The following is a 21,198-nucleotide window of genomic DNA, read 5'->3' as shown; positions in this document are numbered from 1 at the left end:
CCCGCAGCTACTTGCCGATTGCAGCTTTGCTCTCACTGAGCCACTGTTCGGCGGCTTTTTCCGGCGTTAGCCGCTTGAACAGGACGTCGGTGTTGATCCGGGCGGTAATCTCCGAAACGGCGGTGGAACCGGTGGGGCCGATGTACGTTGGGGCGAAGTCCATCTTTCCGATCTGGTTGATGTAATCCGCTTCCACCTTGCCCTGCGGGGTCAGCAGGTCCTGGATGGCGGCGCGCATTTCGGAGTTGCCGGGAATGCCCCTGTCACTCTGGATGATCTTGGCCGCCGCCTGGTTGTTGACCAGGAAGTTCACTAGCTTGGCGGCGGCGTCCGTGTGTTTGCTGCGGGCGGAGATGGTGTAGAACTGCGAGGACTGGAGCCAGATGCCCGGGGTGGGTTTTTCGCCGGGAAGCTTCAGGAGTTTCAGGTCCGCGCCCGAGGCCTTGCTGAGAGCGGTCAATGAGTTGCTCCAGGTGAGCATCATCCCGGCCTTGCCCATGCCCATCAGGGTCTGCTCAGTGCTGACGTTGAGCTTTTCGACCGTTTCCGACGCGCTTGGAGCCGCACCGGATTCGCTGAGCTTCAATGAGTAGTCAAAGTAGTCCTGCACCGTCTGCTTGCCCAGCCCGAGTTGACCGTCCTGGGTGTAAAGCGATTCTCCGCGCTGCCGGGCGAAGGCATCCAAGGAGTCATGGGTGAGGACGGTCGCAGTGCCATAGGTCCCCTTGGGGCTCTTGGCGGTAATGTCGCGGGCGATCCTGGCGAAGTCATCCCAGCTCCAGGTGCTGTCATCAGGCATGGGGACGCCCGCCGCCGTGAAGACCGCGGGGTTGACCACGATGGCCAGGGCGTTGGCCCCCGTGGAGACTCCGTACTGCTTTCCCTTGACCTGGCCGTTCTCCAACGCACCCTGGTCGATCTTGGTCAAGTCCAGGGAGCCCTGCACCTTGCCCAGGTCCAGCAGCGCCCCGCGGTTGGCGTACTCCGCGGGGTAAGCACCGCCCATGGTGATGACGTCCGGGGCGTCGTTGGCCGCCATCTGCGTGGCGAGCTTGTCGAAGTAACCGCTGATGTCGCCGTATTCCGGCTTGACCTTGATGTTGGGGTTGGCGGCCTCGAATTCAGCAATGGCCTTATTGGTCAGGTCGGCCCGGCCGGCATTGCCCCACCAGGAGAACCGGATTTCCACCGGCCCGTCCTCGGCTTTATTGGACGTTGGGCTGGAACAGCCGGCGGTCACGGCCAAAAGGGCCGCGGCCGTGAGGACGGCGAGGGATTTACGGACTTTTCCGGCGGTGGGGCGCGTCATTGGGCGGGCTTCTTCCGTGATGAGGGGAGTCGAGGCGAGCGGGAAAGCGATTTCGTGAAACGTATCAACGACCAGCAATTTCCGTCAACAACTTCCAGGCTCGATTTCCGTACCCGCGTCGACCGAAACTTTTCGGTGCGGGGCTTGGGAGGAGAAGTCTTGACAGCGACATGGAACCCACCAAAGATGGAAGCGCCGGAAACCGCTTTCTCGCCTCCGTTGCTGTCCGCTGGGGCGGTCAGTCAAGCGTGCGCTGCGGGAATTCCGCGGCAGTTGTTCCGCCAACATCGTCAGGAGGGCGTGCACAGTGCACAGCCATAGCAGCACCGTACGCCAGCAAGCCACGAGCCCCGGACACGGCCGGTCAGGGCCCATCGACAGGAAGGCCCTGGTCCAGCGCCACAACGTCCAGCAGCGGAAGCTTGATCCGCGCAGCCCTGTATCCGTAGGCAACGGCGAGTTCGCTTTCACCATGGACCTCACGGGGCTGCAGACGCTGCCGGCAGAGTACCCGGTAGGGCCGCGCGAGGAGGCACTCCCGCCCGGAACCCTGCTGGGGACGCAGTCCAATTGGGGCTGGCACTCCGCGCCGGGCGGAGAAGGCTACACGCTGGCAGGTTCCACCGTCCGTTACGATTCACCGCGCGGTCCGGTGCCCTACGTGGACATGGTGGGAGACATTGTCAATGACCGTGAGACAGGCACCTCGGCAGCCGAATCATGGCTGCGGGCCAATCCGCACCGCCTGGACCTGGCACGCATCGGCTTCCAGCTGCTGCAGGACGGCACCAGCCGGCCTATCTGCGGCGACGAGCTCTCCGGCACCAGCCAGACACTGGATCTTTGGACGGGCATCGTCACCAGCACCTTTACCATTGCCGGCCACCAAGCCACGGTCACAACAGCCTGCCATCCGCACCGCGACGAACTCGGCATTCGCGTGGAGTCACCTGCGCTCGGCGACGGCCTGGTCATCGCCCTCGACTTCCCGTACGGTTCCGAGGCGTGGCACAACGCCGCGGAGTGGAGCCGGCCGGACGCCCACACCACGACACTCAACGGGCCCCAGCCTGCAGGGCTTCATCCGGGCGCCACGAGCTGGACGGTGGACCGCGAACTCGACAACGCGCACTACTACGTAGTGGTCACCGGGCAGGGCCTGGTGGTGGAGCAGTCGGGACCGCACCAAGTACGCCTACGCGGGGACGTTCTCCGGCGCGAGGATGTCATCGACCTGTCCATCGAATTCATTTCCGCCGGGGACGGGGACTGCATCCCCCGGGGCGCAGCAGGCCTTTCCCGCCCGGCAGGCAAGGCGGGCGCGGGCACCCAGAGCGGTGCCGCCGTCGCGCCTTCCCTTGGGGAGCCGCCGCTTCCCGGGGGAGCCCAGCCCGGCAGCAACGTTGCCGCCGCCTCAATGGAGCGCTGGCCCAGGTTTTGGCAGTCGGGCGGCGCTATCGAGCTGGCCGCCACGCCGGATCACCGGGCCAGGGAGTTGGAGCGCCGGATTGTCCTTTCGCAGTACCTGACGGCCGTCAACTGCTCCGGATCGCTGCCACCGCAGGAAACGGGCCTGGTGTGCAACTCGTGGCGCGGCCGGTTCCACCTGGAGATGCACTGGTGGCATGCCGCCCATTTTGCGCACTGGAACCGTACGGAGCTCCTCCTCCCCTCCCTGCGCTGGTACTCCACGGTGTTGGAGACGTCATGTGAGACGGCACGGGCGCAGGGGTTCGACGGCGCCCGCTGGCCAAAGCAGGTGGGTCCGGACGGAAGGGAGAGCCCCAGCCCCATCGGGACGTTCCTGATCTGGCAGCAGCCGCATCCCATCCACCTGGCGGAGCTGGTGTACCGGGCCAACCCCAGCCGCGAGGTGTTGGACGAGTTCGCGGATATTGTGTTCGAGTCCGCGGCGTTCATGGCCGCTTTCGCCCACGCCACGCCGCGCGGTTTCGAACTTGGTCCGCCGCTCATTCCCGCGCAGGAGAGCTACGGGTCCATGCGGGCAAAGGTCACCAACCCAACGTTCGAACTTGCCTACTGGCAGTGGGGCCTGCGCACCGCCGCCGCCTGGCGGGAACGGCTGGGCCTTGAGCCGGTTCAGGCCTGGCAGGAGGTGGCCGACGGGCTGGTGCGCCCGCGCGTGCGCAACGGTATCTATGCGGCAATGGACGTGGACCCGTTCACCATCCGGACCGACCATCCCTCCATGCTTTGCGCCCTCGGAGTCCTCCCGCTGACGGACCTGATTGATGAAGACATCATGCGGGCCACCCTGAAGGACGTGATGGCCGACTGGGACTGGAACACCACTTGGGGCTGGGACTACCCGGTAATGGCCATGACCGCCGCCCGGCTCGGTGACCCCGAGTCCGCCGTGGACGCGCTCCTGCAGGAGGCCGGCAAGAACACTGTCCTGCCGAACGGGCACAACCGCCAGACAGACTCCTTGCCGCTGTACCTGCCAGGCAACGGCGGGCTGCTTGCCGCAGCCGCACTGATGGCCGCGGGCTGGGACCACGGCCCGGACCGCCATGCTCCCGGTTTCCCGTCCGGCTGGACCGTGAAGTGGGAAGGTCTGGTGCCCGCGCCCTGACCGCCCCGTGCAGGCGAATGCGGCACGTCACCGCCGAGGCAGCGTCAGGTCTGCGGCGTGGCGCGCTTTGCACCGAGGATGGTCTTGCTGCGGGGAGTGCCGTCGGAGTCCAGGTCCGCCTCGCGGACGGCGGCCCACCCCGCCGAGACGAGGTAGACCTGGCTGACCAGGTTGAACCAGATCAAAAGCCCGATGATGACGGCAAACGAGGCCAGGAGGGGGTTCCGGCTGGCACCGCCCAGCAGCTCGGTGCTGAAAATCTGCAGGATGGTGGTGCCCAGGGCAGCGAGGATAGTGCTTTCGAGCAAAGCCCGGCGCGACAGCTTCAGGCCCGCAGCCAGCCGGAACATGATCACCGCCGTGACCCAGTTAAGGACCAGCGGCACAATGATCTTCACGGACGTGGTGAGTGGGCCGGCCAAGGCGTCAGTGAGGTGCAGGAAGTTGGAAACCCACCCGGCCGCAGTGCCGAACACCAGCGAAGCGGCCGCGCTGATCACCAGGGACACGCCCAGCAGCAGGAGGATTCCGGCGTCGCGCAGCTTCAGCAGGATGGGATTGACCATCAACGGCGGCAGCTGCAGTACACCGCGGAGCCCGTCGCGCAGGCCGTTGATCCAGCCCAGCGAGGTGACTACGGTGACAACGGCACCGATCACCGCGGTCCAGCCGAGTCCGCTGGGATCCAGCAGGTCCTTGGGGTCCACAAGGCCCTGGCCGCCATTGATTTTGAGCAGGCCGGGGGCGCTTCTGGCCACACTGCTGATGATGGTGTCCAGCAGGGCGGGTTGGCCGCTCAACACCAGGCCGGCGATGGAAAATCCGGTGGCCAGCAGGCCTGTGATGGAGAAAAACATGTTGAAGCCGATACCGGCACTCATCAGCGGCCCGTAGTGGAGGCTGTAATGCCGGAAGGCCCGCATGGGCCGCAGGACGTTCAATCGCGCGGTAAACCACTGCCCCAGGGCCACCAGTGCTGCGAACTTCCCTCCGGACCTGCGCGCCCGGTTCCACTCCATCCGCTTTTCGATGACCGCCAGCTTCAGCCGGTCCAGCTCGGTAGGCAGCGGCTGCTGGTTATCCTGCTTCGGTTGGGGCGTCCGCGGCAGCATCCGTGAGGCCGGTGCCGCCGTGGTTGTCAGTTTCGGTCCCAAAGTCCAGCTCTTCCCGTAGCTGCCAGATGCCGTCGGCATCATGCTCATAGAGTCCCATGCTAACCACGGGGAAGGTGGCCCTGTAGTTCTTCAGCACCGTTTCGGCCTCATCCAGGCTTTCCGGGGCGACATCGTGGGCGATGGTGACGTGGGGATGGTACGCAAAAGGCAGCTCACGGTGGAGCGGGCCCTGCTGGAGCTTGCGGTGCAGGTCCACGCAGTCGTTGAACCCGTCCTCAACGTTGATGAAGACCACGGGCGAAACGGGCCGGAACGTCCCGGTCCCGGCGATGGTGACCATGAAAGGGCTCTGGCACCGGGCGACTTCGCGGACATGCCGGCGGGTAGCTTCCCAGTCCTGCGTGGGGGTAGTGGTGACCAAGGTGATGTGCGCCGGCACCACGCCGGCCATGGGGTCGCCAAAGGACGCGCGCCAGCGCTGCAGTTCCTCCGCTATCTCGGCAGGGAACCCCAGGATGACGCCGACGCTGATCTCTTCACTCCGCGCATCATGCTCCGCAGCTGCGTTCCTGCGGGATTGATCTCCGAACCGGTCGGCCAGAGTCTGCTCCACCTGGCCGGCGGAACAGGCACCTCCCCTGGCGGTGACGTTTCTCGAAGACATGGCGCTAGCGGACTCCTGCGAGGCTGAGGGAGGGAAGGAAGCCCATGCGCTGGTAAACCTGGCCCAGCGTGACGGAGGCGATCTCCCGGGCCCGTTCCGCGCCCAGGGCCAGCAGGCGGTCGAGCTCTGCCGGATCGGCCATCAGCTCGTTGGTCCGGTTGCGGAGCGGGGTGATGAAGTCCACCACCACCTCGGCGAGGTCCACCTTGAGGTGGCCGTACATCTTCCCCTGGTACTCGGCTTCGAGGTCCGCCACGGACTTGCCCGTCAAGGAGGAGTAGATGGTCAGCAGGTTGGACACCCCGGGCTTCTCCTCTGGATCGAAGCGGATGTCCGTTCCGGCGTCGGTCACAGCCGACTTGATGCGCTTGGCCGCAATCTTGGGATCCTCCAGCAGCTGGATGGCGCCGTTGGGAGACTCCCCCGTCTTGGACATCTTCGCGCTGGGATTCTGCAGATCGTAGATCTTGGCGCTTTCCTTGACGATCGTGGCCTCGGGAACCGTAAAGGTGTGGCCAAACCGGGTGTTGAACCGCTGCGCCAGGTTGCGGGTCAGTTCAAGGTGCTGGCGCTGGTCCTCGCCCACCGGCACCAGATCGCTCTGGTACAGCAGGATGTCCGCGGCCATCAGCGTGGGGTAGGCGAACAGGCCCAGGGTGGCGGAGTCTGCCCCGGACTTCTGGGTTTTGTCCTTGAACTGCGTCATCCGGGAGGCTTCGCCGAAGCCGGTGATGCAGTTCAGCGCCCAGGCAAGCTGTGCGTGCTCGGGGACGTGGGACTGGACGAAGAAGATGCTCTTGTCCGGGTCGATTCCGGCGGCAATGTACTGGGCCGCCACGATGCGGGTGCGCTTTGCCAGTTCGGCGGGGTCGAAGTCCACCGTGATGGCGTGCAGGTCCGGGATGAAGAAGACGGCGTCGTACTCCGCCTGCATGTCCACCCAGTTGCGCACGGCTCCGATGTAGTTGCCCAGGTGCAGGGAATCGGCGGTGGGCTTGGCGCCGGAAAGAATGCGCTTCTTGGCGGTGGAGGAAGTCTGGGTGGTCATGGAAAAACTTTCGGGCTTAGAGCTGGTAGTCCACTACCAGCGGGGCGTGGTCGGAGAAGCGGGTGTCCCAGGTGGCTGCACGGTCCACAACTGCCGAAATGGCGGACGCGGCCAGTTCGGGGGTGGCCATGTGGTAGTCGATGCGCCAGCCGGTGTCATTGTCGAACGCCTTGCCGCGCCAGGACCACCACGTGTATGGTCCGTCGACGTCGCCGGCCAGGTTCCGGTGGACGTCATGCCAGCCGATCTCCTCGCCAAAGAAGCGGTCGAAGTAGGCGCGTTCCTCCGGCAGGTGCCCGGCCTTCTTGAGGTTGCCCTTGGAGTTGCGGATGTCCCGGGGCGTGTGGGCAACGTTGAGGTCCCCCACCACCAGGGCGTGGTCGCTGTGCTTGGTCAGCTCCGGAAGCCGGGTGTGCATGGCGTCCAGGAAGCGGTACTTGTCATCCTGCTTGGGAGTCCCCACTTCACCTGAGTGCACGTAGGCGCTGGCCACGGTGAGCTGGACGGGGTTTCCCGCAGCGTCAGGGACGCGGAAATCGGCTTCCACCCAGCGTCCTGCGGTGGCGAAGTAGTCGTCACCGATGCCGTTCCTGGTGCCCAGCGGTTCCTGGCGGGACGCAATAGCGACGCCGGCACGGCCTTTCGCTTCAGCCTCGGCGTGCAGGATATGCCAGCCATCCCCCAGCAACTCCCTGACGATGGCGTCAGGGGCGCGCACTTCCTGCAGGCAAAGGATGTCCACTTCGCGCGGCTCCAGCCACGTCGCCATACCGTTTTTGTAGGCAGCCCGGAGGCCGTTGACGTTCAGAGATGCGATGCGGAGGTGGTCCTTGTTCAATGCCGAGCTCACCCGCTCCACTCTAGTCGATGATGGTTCCGGTCACCGGCTCCCCGTTGCCCCCGGAGGACTTGATCATGTCCCGGGCGTTGGCGGCTGTGATCTGGATGGTCTCGAGGGCGCGGTTAATGGTGTCGTGGTTCGCGGCGTCGCCCTTGGCACGCTCCTCCTCCACCACGCGGATTTGTACCTGGACGATCTTGAACGAATGGTCCAGCTTGAGGTCGCGCACCTCGTCAGCCTCGGTGCGTTCGTAGATCACCTGCGTCCCGCCCTGGTCGGCGGACACGTGCGCCGGACCCCGTCCGGCTGCCGTCTGGAAGGCGCTCTGGGCCTCGGACAGCTTTGCGCCGGCCTTCTTGGCGGCCCGCTGGATGCTGAAGACCACGAACGCGGCCAGCGCCAGCCAGAAGGCGGCGATGATGGCTACAACCCAGCCCACGACGTCGTTCTGGTTTGCCGCGAAAATGACCGCCACGATGAAGGCCGTCACCAGGACCATCAGCCCCGGTCCGCTGATCCGGAACATCGAAAAACCGCCCCGGGCGGGTTTGGAGGATGACGAGGAGCTGCCCAAAGTTCGCATGCAGCTATTGTCTCAAACGGAGGACTGTGGTTCCGCCGCCTTCCACCCCCGGCGAACACCCTTGGCCGCGTAGGCTTCCCTGGCTACTTCAGGAACAGGCTCCGCAGGCGCAGGGTGGTCAGCAGCATCCCGACGGCGGTCATCAGCAGGTAATAGCCAATGTGCAGGGGGGTGGCGGCGGTAAAGCTTCCCACGCTGATCTGCCGCAGCAGCTCCACCCCGTGCCACAGCGGCATGGCCTGGATGAACCACTGGATGGGGTGCGGGTACACGCCCAGGGGATAGAAGGTGGCGCTGAACAGGAACATGGGCAGCAGGATGAAGTTGATCCAGTCCATCTGCTGGAAGGTCTTGAGGAAGCTGGTGATGCCCATGCCCAGGCTGGCGAACCCGAAGGCAATGAGCACGGAGGCCGGGATCATCAGCAGCGCCCACGGCGTGGTGATCAGCCCCATGACGCCCATGACCGCTGTGAACCCAGTGGCGTAGAGCATCCCCCGCAGCAGGGCCAGGAATATCTCCCCCAGCGCGACATCCAGAGGGCCCAGTGACGTGTAGAGCATGCCCTGGTAGAGCTTGGCGAAGTTCATCTTGAAGAAGACGTTCCACGTGGAGTCGTACACCGCACCGTTCATGGCCGAGACTGCCAGCAGTGCAGGCGCGATGTAGGCGGCGTAGCTGATGTGCGTGCCGTCAGGCCCCTGGACGTCGCCAACGATCGCGCCGAGGCCCACGCCCATGGAGATGAGGAACAGGACGGGCTCGAAGAACCCGGACACCATCACCAGCCAGTTGGTGCTCCGCGTGGCCATAAGCCCCCGGGAAATCACGGCCCTGGCGTTACGGGAGTACAGCGGTCCGAACGTCCGGCGGCGGGCCTGTTCCGTCGCCGTTCCGTGAGGGCCGCCGGGGCGCGCACCGTGTCCGCCGGTGCCGGTGGCCGCGCTCATTGGCCCAGCCTCAGGGCGAAGCGGCGCCGCGTGAGCACCCATCCGAGGGCAGCCAGCCCCACCAGCACGGCGGCGTGGAGAACCGTGAGGAGCAGCGGCTCCCGGTATCCGAAGCTGAACACCCTGCCCAGTTCCGTGCCGTGCCAGATGGGTGAGATCCATCCGATCCAGCGGACGGCCAGTGGCAGGTTGTCCAGCGGGAAGAACGTGCCGGAGAACAGGAACAGCGGCATCACGATGAACCTCATGACCAGCGCGAACTGGCCCTTGTCCTCGGTGATGGAGGCTGAGTAGGCCATCAGCGGCAGCCCAAAGGCCAGCCCCGTCAGGGTGGCCACCAGGATGCCCGCCCAGCCCCAGCCCGACGGGGAGGCACCGAACAATGCCACGGCGGCGAAGTAGATGGCTGACTGCAGCAGCAGGCGAAGCGTCACGGCGATGATCTGGCCGGCGGCAATCTGCTGCGGTGTCAGCGGCGAGGCGTGGGGGCCAAAGTAGATGCGCCGCCATTTGAAGCCGTCCATGATGGGAAACGTGAACTCATTGGCCGCCGTCATCACGGCCGCGGACACCAACAGGGCAGGGGCGATGAAGGCCAGGTAGGAGACGCCGCCGAAGGCCGCGTTGCCGGTATCCACCAGGGTAGCCAGGCCCACGCCCATGGCGAACAGGTACGCCACTGGCTGGCCCACGCTGTACATCACGATGGACCAGGTGTACCCCCTCATGACGCGGAGCACCTGCTCGGCGTAGTAGAACGCACCCCAGCGCCGGGCCTTGGCGGCAGAGACCTCCGGTGAATGTGCCCGCAGCCGGGGACTCAAGCCAACCCCTTCCAGTGATTCAGTCAACGAGGCTCCGCCCGGTGAGCCGAAGGAACACGTCCTCCAGCGAGGACCTGCGCACAAGCGACGTCAGCGGCCTCAGGCCGCGGGCCGATACCTGCTCAAGGGCCGACTCGCCGTCGTGCGCGTACATCAGCACCCGGTCCGGCAGCACCTCCAGGCGTTCCCCGATGCCCTCCAGCTGCGCCCCGATGGTGGCGTTGCGTTCCGAACCGAACCGCAGCTCCACCACTTCCCGGGTGGAGTGTTCCCGGATCAGCTGCGCGGGCGACCCCTCGGCCATGATGCGCCCCTTGTCCACCACGATCAGCCGGTCGCAGAGCTGCTCGGCCTCGTCCATGTAGTGCGTGGTGAGGATCAAGGTGACCCCCTGCTCCTTGAGCCGGAACAGGCGGTCCCAGAGGATGTGGCGGGCTTGCGGGTCCAGCCCGGTGGTGGGCTCGTCCAGCAGCAGGATCCGGGGTTCGTTGATGAGGGACCTGGCAATGGTGAGGCGGCGCTTCATGCCGCCGGAGAGCGCGTCCACCCTGGCTTTTGCCTTGTCGGTCAGCTGGGCGAACTCCAGCAGTTCGTCGGCCTTGGGCTTGAGGTAGCTCATCGGCAGGCCGAAGTAGCGGCCGTAGACCAGGAGGTTGTCGCGGACGCGCAGTTCCTCGTCCAGGTTGTCCTGCTGCGGCACCACGCCCAGGTGCGCGCGCACCTCCGGGCCGTGTGTGTCCGGGTCCAGTCCCATGATGCTGAGCTTCCCCGCTGAGCGCCGGGTGACGCCGCCGATCATCTTCATGGTGGTGGACTTGCCCGCGCCGTTGGGTCCCAGCAGCCCGAAGGACTCCCCCGCGGGCACGGCGAACGAGATGCCGTCGACGGCGGCGACATCACCATAGGTCTTGGTCAGGTTTTCAGCGGAGATGACGGTGCCGGAAGGCGGGCCCGTGGTCAGGGTGCCTGTAGGCGTCAGGGCGTGGTTGTGCACCTGTGCAGACTAGTGGAGGCGGGGCGCATGTGGAAGGACGCTTGCAGTTTCGTTATTAAACGTCCGACGGCGGCACGGCGCCTTTCGTGGGAAAGGTGCGGTGCCGCCGTCGTACTTCTTCCTGGCGGGACTACTGCACGGTGCCTATTGGCCGATGCCTGCCGCGCGTTCCGCGGCCTCCACCACGTTGGTCATCAGCAGGGCCACGGTCATGGGGCCCACGCCACCGGGGTTCGGGGAAATCCAGCCGGCCACCTCGGCGGCTGCCGGATCGATGTCGCCGTAGACGCGGCTCTTGCCTGTCTCCGGATCGGTCTCGCGGGTGACCCCCACGTCCAAGAGGGCAGCGCCGGGCTTCACGTCCGCGGCCTTGACGATGTGCTTCACGCCCGCCGCACCCACGATCACGTCCGCCTGCTTCAGCAGTTCGGAGAGGTTGGTGGTGCCGGTGTGGGTCAGGGTCACGGTGGCGTTGACGTCCCGCCGCGTGAGCAGCAGTCCGATCGAGCGGCCGATCGTAACGCCGCGGCCCACCACCACCACGTGCTTGCCGGCCAGGCTGTACCCGTTGCGCTCCAGCAGCTCGATGACACCGCGGGGGGTGCACGGCAGCGGCGTGGTGATCTTGTTGTTGACGTTCAGCACCAGCCGGCCAAGGTTGGTGGGGTGCAGCCCGTCGGCGTCCTTGGCGGGGTCGATCCGCTCCAGGATGGCGTCTGTGTCCAGGTGCTTGGGCAGCGGCAGCTGCACGATGTACCCGTGGCAGGCGGGGTCCGCATTGAGTTCGTCAATGAGGGCCTCCACCTGTTCCTGGGTGGCGTCGGCCGGAAGCTCGCGCTGGATGGAGTTCATCCCGATCTGCACTGACTGCTTGTGCTTCATGGAGACGTACAACTGCGAGGCGGGGTCGGCGCCCACCAGCACAGTGGCGATGCCGGGGGTGACGCCCTTGGCCTTGAGTGCGGCCACGCGTTCGGTCAGCTCGGCCTTGATGGCGGCGGCGGTGGCCTTGCCGTCAAGGATCTGTGCGGTTGTTGTTTCAGTCATGGGTTACCACTGCTCGTGCTGCGGGTAGAGCGGGAAGTCGGCTGCCAGCTTGTCCACGCGTGCCTGCAGTGCCTCGACGTCGGCGCTGGTGCCTGCCTTGAGCGCGGTGGCGATGATCTCGGCAACCTCGGTGAACTCGGTGGCACCGAAGCCGCGGGTGGCCAGGGCCGGGGTACCGATGCGGAGGCCGGAGGTGACCATCGGCGGGCGGGGGTCGAACGGCACGGCGTTGCGGTTGACGGTGATGCCCACGGAGTGCAGGAGGTCCTCGGCCTGCTGGCCGTCCAGCTGCGAGTTGCGCAGGTCAACGAGTACCAGGTGGACATCGGTGCCGCCGGTGAGGACGGAGACGCCGGCTTCGGCGACGTCGGCCTGGTTCAGGCGGTCCGCGATGATCCTGGCGCCTTCCAGGACACGTTCCTGGCGCTCCTTGAATTCCTGGCTGCCGGCGATCTTGAAGGCAACAGCCTTGGCGGCGATGACGTGCATCAGCGGACCGCCCTGCTGGCCCGGGAAGACGCTGGAGTTCAGCTTCTTGGCCCACGGTTCCTTGGCCAGGATCACACCGGAGCGGGGACCAGCCAGGGTCTTGTGCACGGTGGAGGTGACGACGTCGGAGTGCGGCACCGGGCTGGGGTGCAGGCCGGCAGCCACGAGACCGGCAAAGTGTGCCATGTCGGTCCAGAGCAGCGCGCCCACTTCATCGGCGATGGAGCGGAAGGCAGCGAAGTCCAGGTGGCGCGGGTAGGCGGACCAGCCGGCAATGATCACCTGCGGCTTTTCGGCGATGGCCTGCTCGCGGAGCTTGTCCATGTCGATGCGGAAGTTGTCTTCCTCCACCTGGTAGGCAGCAACGTTGTATAGCTTGCCGGAGAAGTTCAGCTTCATGCCGTGGGTCAGGTGTCCGCCGTGGGCCAGGGACAGGCCCAGGATCTTGTCGCCGGGGGTGATCATGGCGGAGAGCGCGGCGGCGTTGGCCTGTGCGCCGGAGTGCGGCTGGACGTTGGCGAACTCGGCGCCAAACAGTGCCTTGACCCGGTCGATGGCCAGCTGCTCTGCAACGTCAACATATTCGCAGCCGCCGTAGTAGCGGCGGCCCGGGTAGCCCTCGGCGTACTTGTTGGTGAGGACGGAGCCCTGGGCCTCCATCACGGCGCGCGGCGCGAAGTTCTCGGAGGCGATCATTTCCAGGGTGCCGCGCTGGCGGCCCAGCTCCTGCTCGAGGACTTTGGCGATTTCGGGGTCGAGCTCAGCCAGCGGCTGGTTGCTGACGGCTGTGGTTGAGGTGGCTGTAGTAGTCACGAAGAACTCCTGGCTAGGGATACGGGCACTGCTTAGGTCAGGCTACCGGCTGGCGCGCTTCCGCACCGTGTTGATGACAGGGCGTGAAAGCACGGCAGGGTGCTGCAGCGCTGACGCGGGTGCAGCCCCAATTTCCGGCAAAACATGACCCTCGGCCCAGGCGTACGATCCGTGGTCTTCGTGATTGCCGCTCCCTGGTGGTTAGCCACCCAACGCCAGTTGCGACCCTCCCAGCCTACCAAAACCGGCACCTGCGGCGCGGGTAGGCTATTACGCGTGAATGAACAGCTGCTGAACCAAGCGTACGTAGTAACCCTGTCCTGCCCGGACCGTCCCGGCATCGTCCACGCGGTGGCCGGAGCACTCCTGGTGGCGGGGTGCAACATCCTGGACTCGCAGCAGTACGGCAGCCCTTCCACCGGCAACTTCTTCATGCGCGTGGAAGTGACCACGGCAGCCCCGAAGTCCGAGTTGCGCGCCGCGCTGGAACCGGTGGCGGAAGCATTCTCCATGCAGTGGAACCTCGACACCGTCGGTGACAAAGTGCGCACCCTGGTGATGGCCAGCACCTCGGCCCACTGCCTCAACGACCTGCTCTTCCAGCAGCGCTCCGGGACCCTTCCCATCGACATTCCCGCCATCGTTTCCAACCACCAGGACCTGGCAGGCCTCGCCGAGTTCTACGGCATCCCGTTCCACTACATCCCCGTGACCAAGGACACCAAGGTCCAGGCGGAGGACAAGCTCCGCGCCCTCATCGCCCAGCACGACATCCAACTGACCGTCCTGGCCCGCTACATGCAGATTCTCTCCGACGAACTCTGCACCGACCTGACCGGCAAGGCCATCAACATCCACCATTCGTTCCTGCCGTCCTTCAAGGGCGCCAAGCCGTACCACCAGGCGCACGCCCGCGGCGTGAAGCTGATCGGGGCCACTGCGCATTATGTGACCGCGGCCCTGGACGAGGGGCCGATCATCGAGCAGGAAGTCATCCGCGTGGACCACGCCCGCACGCCCGAACAGTTTGTCCAGATGGGCCGGGACGTGGAGGGCCGCACCCTGGTGCAGGCCGTGCAGTGGCACGCCGAGCACCGGGTGCTGCTGGACGGCAACCGCACGGTGGTCTTCAACTAGGCCTTCCCCCGGCGGCGGCAGTCGCATGCGGCATGGATGCCGCCGCCGCGAGGGGTGGCTTAGGGTGAAGCCATGGCTCCTCTCTACCCTTTCGCCGGCAATTCCCCGGCTGTCCATGAATCAGCGTTCGTGGCCCCATCTGCCTCCATCATCGGCAATGCCACCCTGGGCCCGGACTCAAGCGCCTTCTACGGCGTCTCCGTCCGGGCCGACACCGCGCCCATCGTGGTGGGCGCCGGCAGCAACCTGCAGGACAACGTGGTGCTGCACGCCGACCCGGGCTTCCCCTGCACCGTGGGCCAACGCGTCAGCGTGGGGCACGCCGCCGTCGTGCACGGATGCACGGTGGAGGACGACTGCCTGATCGGCATGGGCGCCACCGTCCTCAACGGTGCAGTGATCGGCGCCGGCTCGCTGGTGGCCGCCGGCGCCGTCGTGCTGGAAGGAACGGTTGTTCCGCCGCGCTCCCTGGTGGCGGGAGTGCCCGCCAAGGTGCGCCGCGAACTCACGGATGAGGAGTTCGACGGCGTCCGCGCCAATGCGACGCGCTACGTGGAGCTCGCGGCGAAACACCGCGAGCTCCATGCTTCTGAAGGCTAGTCCAGGCTGACCGGCCCGAACTCGTCCAGCAGATCGCCCGGCCCGGGGTTGCCGGGTGCGGATGACCCGCCCAGGTGCTTCACGACGCCCCAGACTGCGTTCAGTCCGGTGGTGACGGCGCCCTCGGCCCAGCCGGCGGTGAAGGAGACGTCGTCGCCGGCCAGGAAGATGCCGCGCTGGGATTCGGGCAGCTTGTCCTGCTTGAAGTGCGTGAACAGCCGCTGCTGGTAGCGGTAGTGCCCGGGCAGGTTGGCCTTGAAGGCGCCCATGAAGTTGGGGTCCGCCTCCCAGGAGACGGTGATGGGCTGGCCGACGATGTGGCCGGCGATGTCCACCCCCGGATAGATCTGCTCGAGCGAGTGCAGCATCAGCTCCACTCGTTCGTCCGCGTCCAGGGCCAGCCACTTCAGGGCGTCGTCGTTCCAGGTGTAGGACAGCAGGATGACGGCCGGCTGGTCCGGGCCGTTGTCCAGCAGGTAGGTGGCGCGGTTCAGCCGGTCGGTGAGGGTCATGGACAGGACCTCGTTGCCGGTTTCAGGATCGATGTCCTTCCAGAACGGCCGGTCCACCATGACGAACGTCTTGGAGGACTGCATGTAGTGCGATTTCTCCATGGCGGTCCACAGCTCCGCCGGGAACAGTGCCTCTTCGGTATGGATCCGGGTGGACAGCAGCCATGACTGGCAGGTGGTCACCACCGCCGGGTAGCTGGCCTCGCGGCCCCAGCGTTCCCGGACCCGCAGGTTGCCGTCCGCGTCCCGGCTGATTTTCCCGACGGCGCCGCGGGGCGAGCCGGAGTGCAGCGAGGCAAGGGAGGTGCCGGCGGGCCAGTGCACCAGGTCCGACGGCGCGTGCTGCCACAGCGCCTCGGGCAGCCGCTGCGCTCCCCCGCGGATGAGCCGGTGCTGGTCGTCCGCGTCGGTGTAGACCACGCGAAGGATTTCCAGGATGGAGTTGGGAAAGTCCGTGTCCCAGCCGCCGGTGCCGAAGCCCACCTGGCCGAAGGCTTCCCGATGGGCGAATCCTGCCTTTTTAAAGGACTCGCTGGCAGCGATGAAGCCGTAGAAGGTCTGCTCGTCCATCAGCGGGAGCAGTTCGTTCCACAGTTCCTTGATCCGCTCCATGTCCCGCGCCTTGATGGCCTCCTGCATCTCCACGAACTTGGCGCCGTCGTTGACCGCAGCCTTCCAGGCGTCGGCCACCTCGCGGAAGAACGGCGGCAGGTCGCCTGACTTTTCCGCGTAGTACTTTTTGCCGGCCAGCTCGATCACGGTACTGGAAGTGGCCTCGGCAAGGGGGTTGGGGAAGTCCTGGGTCTCAAGGCCCAGCAGTTCAACATAGTGGTAGAAGGCCTTGCCCGAAACCGGGAACCGCATGCCACCCAGGTCCGCCACCACGCCGGGGGCTGCGGGGAACGCAGCTGTCCGGAGCCGGCCGCCGATTTGGTCTGCTTCATATACAACGGGCCGCAGGCCCAGCTTCATCAGCTCATACGCGGTCACCAGGCCGGAGAGCCCGGCGCCGATGACGGCTACTTCGGTGCCGTACAGTTCCGGCGGGACCGAGCCCAGGCCGTCCGGGTGGGCCAGGTAGTGGTCGTAGCTGAATGGGAAGTCGGGGTTGAGCATGGTGATGGGAGCTGCCTGCCCCGCAGCTCCGCGGCCGGCCGCTTCCGCCGGCGGCGTGGACGTGCTGGAGGGGTCGAAGGCGGGCAGTTCGGTGGCGATGGTCATGAGTGTGCTGCTTTCACAGGTTCCTGGCGCGGGGCCTTGGCGGTCAGTTCACGGTAGTCGAGCTCGCTGAGAGCCGCTACCTTCGAGTTCCGGCGTCCATAGCCGAAGTAGATGGCGATGCCCACGAGCATCCAGGCACCGAAGACCAGCCAGGTATCGGCGCCGAGGTTGGCCATGAGGTAGGCGCACATCAGCGTGCCCAGCACGGGGGTCAGGGGGTACAGCGGCACGCGGAAGCTTCGCTTCAGGTCGGGGCGGTGGCGGCGCAGGTAGATGACGGCCACGTTCACCAGCGCGAACGCGAACAGGGTGCCGATGCTGGTGGCGTCGGCCAGGGCACCGAGCGGCACCAGCCCTGCGGTGAGGGCGACGGCGGTGCCCACGATGAGGGTGCCGGCGGCCGGGGTCCCGGTGCGGGGAGAGATGCGTCCGAAGACCCTGGGCACCAGCCCGTCCCGCGACATGGACAGCAGGATGCGGGTCTGCCCGTACAGGACGGTGAGCACGATGCTGGCGATGGCCAAGACGGCGCCCACGGAAAAGAGCAGGGCGATCCAGGGCTGGTTGGTGGTCTCCTCCAGGATCTGGACCAGGGCGGCCTCGGTGCCGTCGAACCAGCCCCAGGGCCGGGCGCCGATGGCGGCGACGGCCACCAGGACATAGATGCTGGTGACGATCACCATGGACAGCAGGATGGCGCGGGGAAGGTCGCGTTTGGGGTTCCTGGCTTCTTCGCCGGCGGTGGAGGCTGCGTCAAAACCGATGTAGGAAAAGAAGACCCGTGAGGCCGCGGCTGAGACGCCGGCGGCGCCCATGGGCATCAGCGGCTCGAAGTTTCCCGCGTTGAAGGCGGTAAAGGCAACGGCGCAGAAGAACAGCAGGATGCCCACCTTGATGATGACGATGGCGGTGTTGATCCAGGCGCTTTCGCGTGCACCGCGGACCAGCAGGACCATGGCCAGCACCACGATGGCCACCGCGGGAATGTTCACCACGCCGCCGTCTCCCGGGGGCTGGGACATGGCATCGGGCAGGACCTGGCCGAACGCGGCCAGTGCCTCGTTGACATACTGCCCGGCGCCCACGGCCACTGCCGCCACGGAGACCGCGTATTCAAGGACCAGGCACCAGCCGCAGATCCAGGCCATGCCCTCGCCCATGGTGGCGTAGGAGTAGGAGTAGCTCGATCCGGCCACCGGAACCAACCCGGCCATTTCGGCGTAGGAGACGGCGGAGAGCAGGGCGGCCAAGCCTGCGATGACGAACGAGATCCAGATGGCCGGGCCGGCCAGCGGCACGGACTCCCCAAGGATCACCAGGATGCCCGTCCCCAAGGTGGCACCGACGCTGATCATGGTCAACTGGAGGACGCCGAAGCTGCGCACCAGCCCGGTGCCGCCCCCGCCGCTTCCGGCTTCGCTGATCATCTGGCCGATCGGTTTGCGGCGCAGCAGCTGGGCCCGGAGGCCCGGCCGTCCGCCGCTTGGCGCAAAGGTTTTTTCGGTGGTCACAGGCACAGTCACCGTTGACGTCCCTTCAGAGTAGTTTTCGGTTTCCCCTCCCCAAGACTGGCATGTGAGCCAACTCTCAAGGCAGTGCAAAATGACTTATAGTGATCCACCATGAGACTTATTGCACACACCCAGCAGTCCGCTTCGGCGGTGCTGTCCGGACAGGTCACCGTGGACCTGTCCGCCATTTCAGACAACATCCGGGCCCTGAAAAAAAGTAGCAGGGCGCCCTTTTTCATGGCTGTGGTGAAGGGGAACGCCTACGGCCACGGCCTGGTTGAAGTGGCCAGGACCGCCGTAGCGGCCGGCGCAGACTGGCTGGGCACGGCACAGCTCGCCGAGGCCGTCACGCTCCGCAAGGCGGGCATCACCGCCCCCATCCTCTCGTGGCTCTATCTGGCATCCCAGACGAGTGAGACCATCGTTGAGGCCCTGGAAAACGACGTCGATCTGTCCCTTGGCAGCCTCTCCCAACTGGAGGTACTGGCCGGTGCCGCACAGCGGCTGGGGCGTCCCGGCGTCGTGCATCTTGAACTGGACAGCGGCCTCAGCCGCGGCGGCGCACGCATGGAGGACTGGGCCGGGCTGGTTGCCCGGGCCCGGCAGGCCGAACTCGACGGCACCCTGCGGGTGCGGGGTATCTGGACCCATCTGGCGTGGGCGGACGTGCCGGCCCATCCCGGAAATGCTTCAGCAGTAGCGGAATTTGAACACGCGGTTCAGCTGGCGAAAGACGCCGGGCTCCAGCCTGAGCTCAGGCACGTGTCCAGTTCCGCCAACATTCTTGACCGCCCCGGATTCCATTTCGACATGGTGCGTGCCGGGCTTGCCATTTACGGCCTGGCCCCTGCCGACTACCTGGTTCCGGCCGACTTCGGGCTGCGTCCCGCGCTCAGCGTGACGGCTCCCCTGGTGATGATCAAGAAGGTCCCCGCCGGCACCGGGATCAGTTATGAACACCAGGCCATCACCTACGAGCCGCGCCACCTTGGGCTGATCCCGCTCGGCTATGCGGATGGCATTCCCAAAGGCATCAGCGGCCGTCCAGTGGTGAGCGTCGGGGGCCGCCGCGTGCCCGTGATCGGCAAGGTGTGCATGGACCAGTTCATGGTCGACCTGGGGCCGGATCCCACCGGCTTTGAGGTGGGTGATACTGCTGTGCTGTTTGGCGACCCCGCGTCCGGTGCCGCCAGCGCCGATGACTGGGGTGCCGCCATAGGCAGCCACGGGGACGAGATCATCAACCGGATCGCGCCGCGCCTGCCGCGGTCCTATTCGGGCATGGTTGCCGCGCACCAGTGCCCCGACTACCAGGAGCCGGCTCCCGCCGGTGCCGGCCATGCCGGCTGAGGCCGCCGCAGCCGGAAGGCTCAGCTTCGTCACCCTCCAACAGTTCCTTGACCGGCTGCCGCCGTTGCTGAAGATGCTTCACGACGGCGACAGCGGCGGCCAGCTGCTGCGGTGGGTGGAACCCAGCGAGCTGGAGGACCCCACGCCCTACCTTCCCGAGGGCGAGTTCCTGCTCACGGCCGGCCTGCCCTTCCTTGGTGACGGCGGCACGCCTGCCAAGGTGGATGCCTACGTCCGGAGGCTGGTGGAGGCAAAGGTGGCCGCCCTCGGCTTCGGGATCAGGCCCTACTTCGACGCCGTCCCGGACGTTCTGGTGGACGGCTGCCGCAGGCACAACCTCACCTTGTTCGAGGTGCCGGAGTCGCTGCCGTTCGCCGCGATCGGCCTCGAGTTCTCGCAGCTCCTGGAGACTGACAACGCCAGGGTTTTCCGGCAGCTGGCAGAGACCAACCGGCAGCTCATGCGCGCCGTCCTCTCCCCCAGGCCCGAACACGAACTGCTGGCCGCATTGGTCCAGCGGGTACCCGTCTGGGCCCTGATGGTGGGAGCGGACGGCAGGGTACGGGCCCGCGGCACCAGCGCCGGCGGCAGCACCGCCGTCGAACTTTCCCTGTTGGAACCGATGCTGGAACGGCTGTTCTCCGGCCGTGGCCCGCGGGTGGAAATGGACGGCTTCGACCAGCCGGGCTCGGCGCTGGTGGTGGGGCACCCGCTGCGCAGCACCAGGGACGCCAACCTGGGCGCCCTCCTCCTCGGTTCCGACGTTCCACTGACGCCCGCGCAGAACAACGTGGTCCAGTCCGCCGTCGGACTGCTCGAGCTTCTGGTCAGGCAGCGCACCAGTGGGTCGCTGGCCCCCAGCCAACTGGCCACCGCCGTCCTGCTGCACCCCGAAAGCCTCGCCACGGGCGGCACCAAACACCTGAACGGGCTCAAGGACCTACTGGCCCAAAGCCTGTCCTCCACGCGCTCCGCACCCGTGCGCGTGGTGCAGGGCATCAAGGTGGAGGCGCCCGACTGGCCGGCTGGCGACAGTCCCGTGCGGGAACTCCTGCAGTGGCGGCGCATGTTCGATACCAAGCTGGTGGAGATCACGGACTACGGATTCGCGGCCGTCACCCGGCTCAAGGTGGACGATGCGCTGCTTGCCGACGTGGAGAAGCTCGGGTGGCGCCTGGTGATCGGCGAACCCACCGAGCTCACCGCCCTTCCGGCCGCCTACCAGCGTGCCACCTCGCTGCGCAGCCAGGTCCAGAGAAGCGGAACCAGCGTCCGCGCCGACGAAGTGTCCTGGTCCGTCACGGGGCTGCTGGGCCGCGAGGCGGGCACCCTGTTGGCCGAAAGGCTGCTGCGGCCGGTCCTGGCGCTGGAACCGGACCGGCGTGACCCGCTGCTGGGCGTCCTGCGTGGGTGGCTCAGCGAAAACGGCAGCTGGGACGGTTCAGCCAAACTCTTGGGGCTGCACCGCAACAGCGTACGGCGCCAGATCGGCGTCCTCGGCGAACTGCTGCAGCTGGACCTGAACCAGGCGCAGGTGCGGGCGGAGCTGTGGATTGCCCTGCAGTACGCGGACGCCTTGACTGACCCTGCCTAG

18 protein-coding genes and 1 riboswitch are annotated in these 21,198 nt (G+C 66.4%); of the genes, 5 read left to right on the top strand and 13 right to left on the bottom strand.

The genetic code is table 11. From position 1 onward, the window contains the following. Positions 1-7 precede the first annotated feature (7 nt). Positions 8-1,309 carry an ABC transporter substrate-binding protein gene (locus ACFO0G_RS06340; protein ID WP_376976834.1) on the bottom strand — a complete coding sequence of 434 codons (1,302 nt, stop codon included), beginning with the start codon at positions 1,307-1,309 and terminating at the stop codon, positions 8-10. A gap of 307 nt (positions 1,310-1,616) precedes the next feature. Here ACFO0G_RS06340 and ACFO0G_RS06335 point away from each other — a divergent pair, with 307 nt between their 5' ends. Then, positions 1,617-3,905 carry a hypothetical protein gene (locus ACFO0G_RS06335; protein WP_376976833.1) on the top strand — a complete coding sequence of 763 codons (2,289 nt, stop codon included), beginning with the start codon at positions 1,617-1,619 and terminating at the stop codon, positions 3,903-3,905. A gap of 44 nt (positions 3,906-3,949) precedes the next feature. On the opposite strand, the gene ACFO0G_RS06330 is transcribed toward ACFO0G_RS06335, so the two are convergent. From ACFO0G_RS06330 to glyA, 10 genes are all read right to left on the bottom strand, one after another. After that, positions 3,950-4,924: a YihY/virulence factor BrkB family protein gene (locus ACFO0G_RS06330; protein WP_376976985.1), complete on the bottom strand. Its 975-nt coding sequence runs from the start codon at positions 4,922-4,924 to the stop codon at positions 3,950-3,952. Positions 4,925-4,982: 58 nt separating this feature from the next. Beyond that, on the bottom strand, positions 4,983-5,684 hold the full coding sequence (locus ACFO0G_RS06325; protein ID WP_376976832.1) for a 2'-5' RNA ligase family protein: 702 nt from the start codon (positions 5,682-5,684) through the stop codon (positions 4,983-4,985). A gap of 4 nt (positions 5,685-5,688) precedes the next feature. Beyond that, a complete protein-coding gene (gene trpS, locus ACFO0G_RS06320; protein WP_286402748.1) occupies positions 5,689-6,732 on the bottom strand; it encodes a tryptophan--tRNA ligase in 1,044 nt (347 codons plus the stop codon). Between the two features lie 16 nt (positions 6,733-6,748). Continuing rightward, positions 6,749-7,582 carry an exodeoxyribonuclease III gene (locus tag ACFO0G_RS06315; protein WP_286402747.1) on the bottom strand — a complete coding sequence of 278 codons (834 nt, stop codon included), beginning with the start codon at positions 7,580-7,582 and terminating at the stop codon, positions 6,749-6,751. A 10-nt stretch (positions 7,583-7,592) separates the two neighbouring features. Next, the gene (locus ACFO0G_RS06310; protein ID WP_286402746.1) at positions 7,593-8,156 is read right to left on the bottom strand and encodes a hypothetical protein; all 564 of its coding nucleotides are present in this window, start codon (positions 8,154-8,156) and stop codon (positions 7,593-7,595) included. An 83-nt stretch (positions 8,157-8,239) separates the two neighbouring features. Continuing rightward, positions 8,240-9,106: an ABC transporter permease gene (locus ACFO0G_RS06305; protein ID WP_286402744.1), complete on the bottom strand. Its 867-nt coding sequence runs from the start codon at positions 9,104-9,106 to the stop codon at positions 8,240-8,242. After that, the gene (locus ACFO0G_RS06300; protein ID WP_376976831.1) at positions 9,103-9,957 is read right to left on the bottom strand and encodes an ABC transporter permease; all 855 of its coding nucleotides are present in this window, start codon (positions 9,955-9,957) and stop codon (positions 9,103-9,105) included. Before ACFO0G_RS06300 ends, ACFO0G_RS06305 begins: the two co-directional genes overlap by 4 nt. Beyond that, the gene (locus ACFO0G_RS06295) at positions 9,950-10,924 is read right to left on the bottom strand and encodes an ABC transporter ATP-binding protein (protein ID WP_286402740.1); all 975 of its coding nucleotides are present in this window, start codon (positions 10,922-10,924) and stop codon (positions 9,950-9,952) included. Before ACFO0G_RS06295 ends, ACFO0G_RS06300 begins: the two co-directional genes overlap by 8 nt. A 144-nt stretch (positions 10,925-11,068) precedes the next feature. After that, positions 11,069-11,971 (bottom strand): bifunctional methylenetetrahydrofolate dehydrogenase/methenyltetrahydrofolate cyclohydrolase, encoded by a 903-nt coding sequence (locus ACFO0G_RS06290; RefSeq protein WP_237430105.1) that lies wholly within the window; start codon positions 11,969-11,971, stop codon positions 11,069-11,071. Positions 11,972-11,974: 3 nt separating this feature from the next. Further along, positions 11,975-13,273: a serine hydroxymethyltransferase gene (gene glyA / locus ACFO0G_RS06285; RefSeq protein WP_286402735.1), complete on the bottom strand. Its 1,299-nt coding sequence runs from the start codon at positions 13,271-13,273 to the stop codon at positions 11,975-11,977. 147 nt (positions 13,274-13,420) lie between these two features. Continuing rightward, a riboswitch (ZMP/ZTP riboswitch) is annotated at positions 13,421-13,506 on the bottom strand. Positions 13,507-13,549: 43 nt separating this feature from the next. Between glyA and purU the strand changes: the two genes are divergently transcribed. Together purU and ACFO0G_RS06275 are read left to right on the top strand one after the other, a co-directional pair. Next, positions 13,550-14,410 (top strand): formyltetrahydrofolate deformylase, encoded by an 861-nt coding sequence (gene purU / locus ACFO0G_RS06280; protein WP_376976830.1) that lies wholly within the window; start codon positions 13,550-13,552, stop codon positions 14,408-14,410. 72 nt (positions 14,411-14,482) lie between these two features. After that, entirely contained in the window at positions 14,483-15,010 is a 528-nt protein-coding gene (locus tag ACFO0G_RS06275) for a gamma carbonic anhydrase family protein (protein WP_376976829.1), read from the top strand. On the opposite strand, the gene ACFO0G_RS06270 is transcribed toward ACFO0G_RS06275, so the two are convergent. Together ACFO0G_RS06270 and ACFO0G_RS06265 are read right to left on the bottom strand one after the other, a co-directional pair. Continuing rightward, positions 15,007-16,743 carry a flavin monoamine oxidase family protein gene (locus tag ACFO0G_RS06270; protein WP_376976828.1) on the bottom strand — a complete coding sequence of 579 codons (1,737 nt, stop codon included), beginning with the start codon at positions 16,741-16,743 and terminating at the stop codon, positions 15,007-15,009. The two genes, ACFO0G_RS06275 and ACFO0G_RS06270, sit on opposite strands and share 4 nt — an antisense overlap. Beyond that, the gene (locus ACFO0G_RS06265) at positions 16,740-18,170 is read right to left on the bottom strand and encodes an amino acid permease (RefSeq protein ID WP_286404313.1); all 1,431 of its coding nucleotides are present in this window, start codon (positions 18,168-18,170) and stop codon (positions 16,740-16,742) included. The genes ACFO0G_RS06270 and ACFO0G_RS06265 overlap by 4 nt, the downstream gene beginning before the upstream one ends. A 195-nt stretch (positions 18,171-18,365) precedes the next feature. Here ACFO0G_RS06265 and alr point away from each other — a divergent pair, with 195 nt between their 5' ends. Then, positions 18,366-19,604 (top strand): alanine racemase, encoded by a 1,239-nt coding sequence (gene alr / locus ACFO0G_RS06260; protein ID WP_286402728.1) that lies wholly within the window; start codon positions 18,366-18,368, stop codon positions 19,602-19,604. After that, positions 19,594-21,198 carry a PucR family transcriptional regulator gene (locus ACFO0G_RS06255; protein ID WP_286402727.1) on the top strand — a complete coding sequence of 535 codons (1,605 nt, stop codon included), beginning with the start codon at positions 19,594-19,596 and terminating at the stop codon, positions 21,196-21,198. The genes alr and ACFO0G_RS06255 overlap by 11 nt, the downstream gene beginning before the upstream one ends.

This window comes from Arthrobacter sedimenti (assembly GCF_042652025.1).
Taxonomy (GTDB): Bacteria; Actinomycetota; Actinomycetes; order Actinomycetales; family Micrococcaceae; genus Arthrobacter; species Arthrobacter sedimenti.
Note: the sequence above shows the minus strand (reverse complement) of the source record. Positions and strands in the feature narration are given on the sequence as shown.

Coding starts and splice junctions, on each gene's coding strand:
- ACFO0G_RS06340 (WP_376976834.1), bottom strand. CDS start 1,309: ATGACGCGCCCCACCGCCGGAAAAGTCCGTAAATCCCTCGCCGTCCTC.
- ACFO0G_RS06330 (WP_376976985.1), bottom strand. CDS start 4,924: ATGGAGTGGAACCGGGCGCGCAGGTCCGGAGGGAAGTTCGCAGCACTG.
- ACFO0G_RS06325 (WP_376976832.1), bottom strand. CDS start 5,684: ATGTCTTCGAGAAACGTCACCGCCAGGGGAGGTGCCTGTTCCGCCGGC.
- trpS (WP_286402748.1), bottom strand. CDS start 6,732: ATGACCACCCAGACTTCCTCCACCGCCAAGAAGCGCATTCTTTCCGGC.
- ACFO0G_RS06310 (WP_286402746.1), bottom strand. CDS start 8,156: ATGCGAACTTTGGGCAGCTCCTCGTCATCCTCCAAACCCGCCCGGGGC.
- ACFO0G_RS06305 (WP_286402744.1), bottom strand. CDS start 9,106: ATGAGCGCGGCCACCGGCACCGGCGGACACGGTGCGCGCCCCGGCGGC.
- ACFO0G_RS06290 (WP_237430105.1), bottom strand. CDS start 11,971: ATGACTGAAACAACAACCGCACAGATCCTTGACGGCAAGGCCACCGCC.
- ACFO0G_RS06275 (WP_376976829.1), top strand. CDS start 14,483: ATGGCTCCTCTCTACCCTTTCGCCGGCAATTCCCCGGCTGTCCATGAA.
- ACFO0G_RS06270 (WP_376976828.1), bottom strand. CDS start 16,743: ATGACCATCGCCACCGAACTGCCCGCCTTCGACCCCTCCAGCACGTCC.
- ACFO0G_RS06265 (WP_286404313.1), bottom strand. CDS start 18,170: ATGATCAGCGAAGCCGGAAGCGGCGGGGGCGGCACCGGGCTGGTGCGC.
- alr (WP_286402728.1), top strand. CDS start 18,366: ATGAGACTTATTGCACACACCCAGCAGTCCGCTTCGGCGGTGCTGTCC.
- ACFO0G_RS06255 (WP_286402727.1), top strand. CDS start 19,594: ATGCCGGCTGAGGCCGCCGCAGCCGGAAGGCTCAGCTTCGTCACCCTC.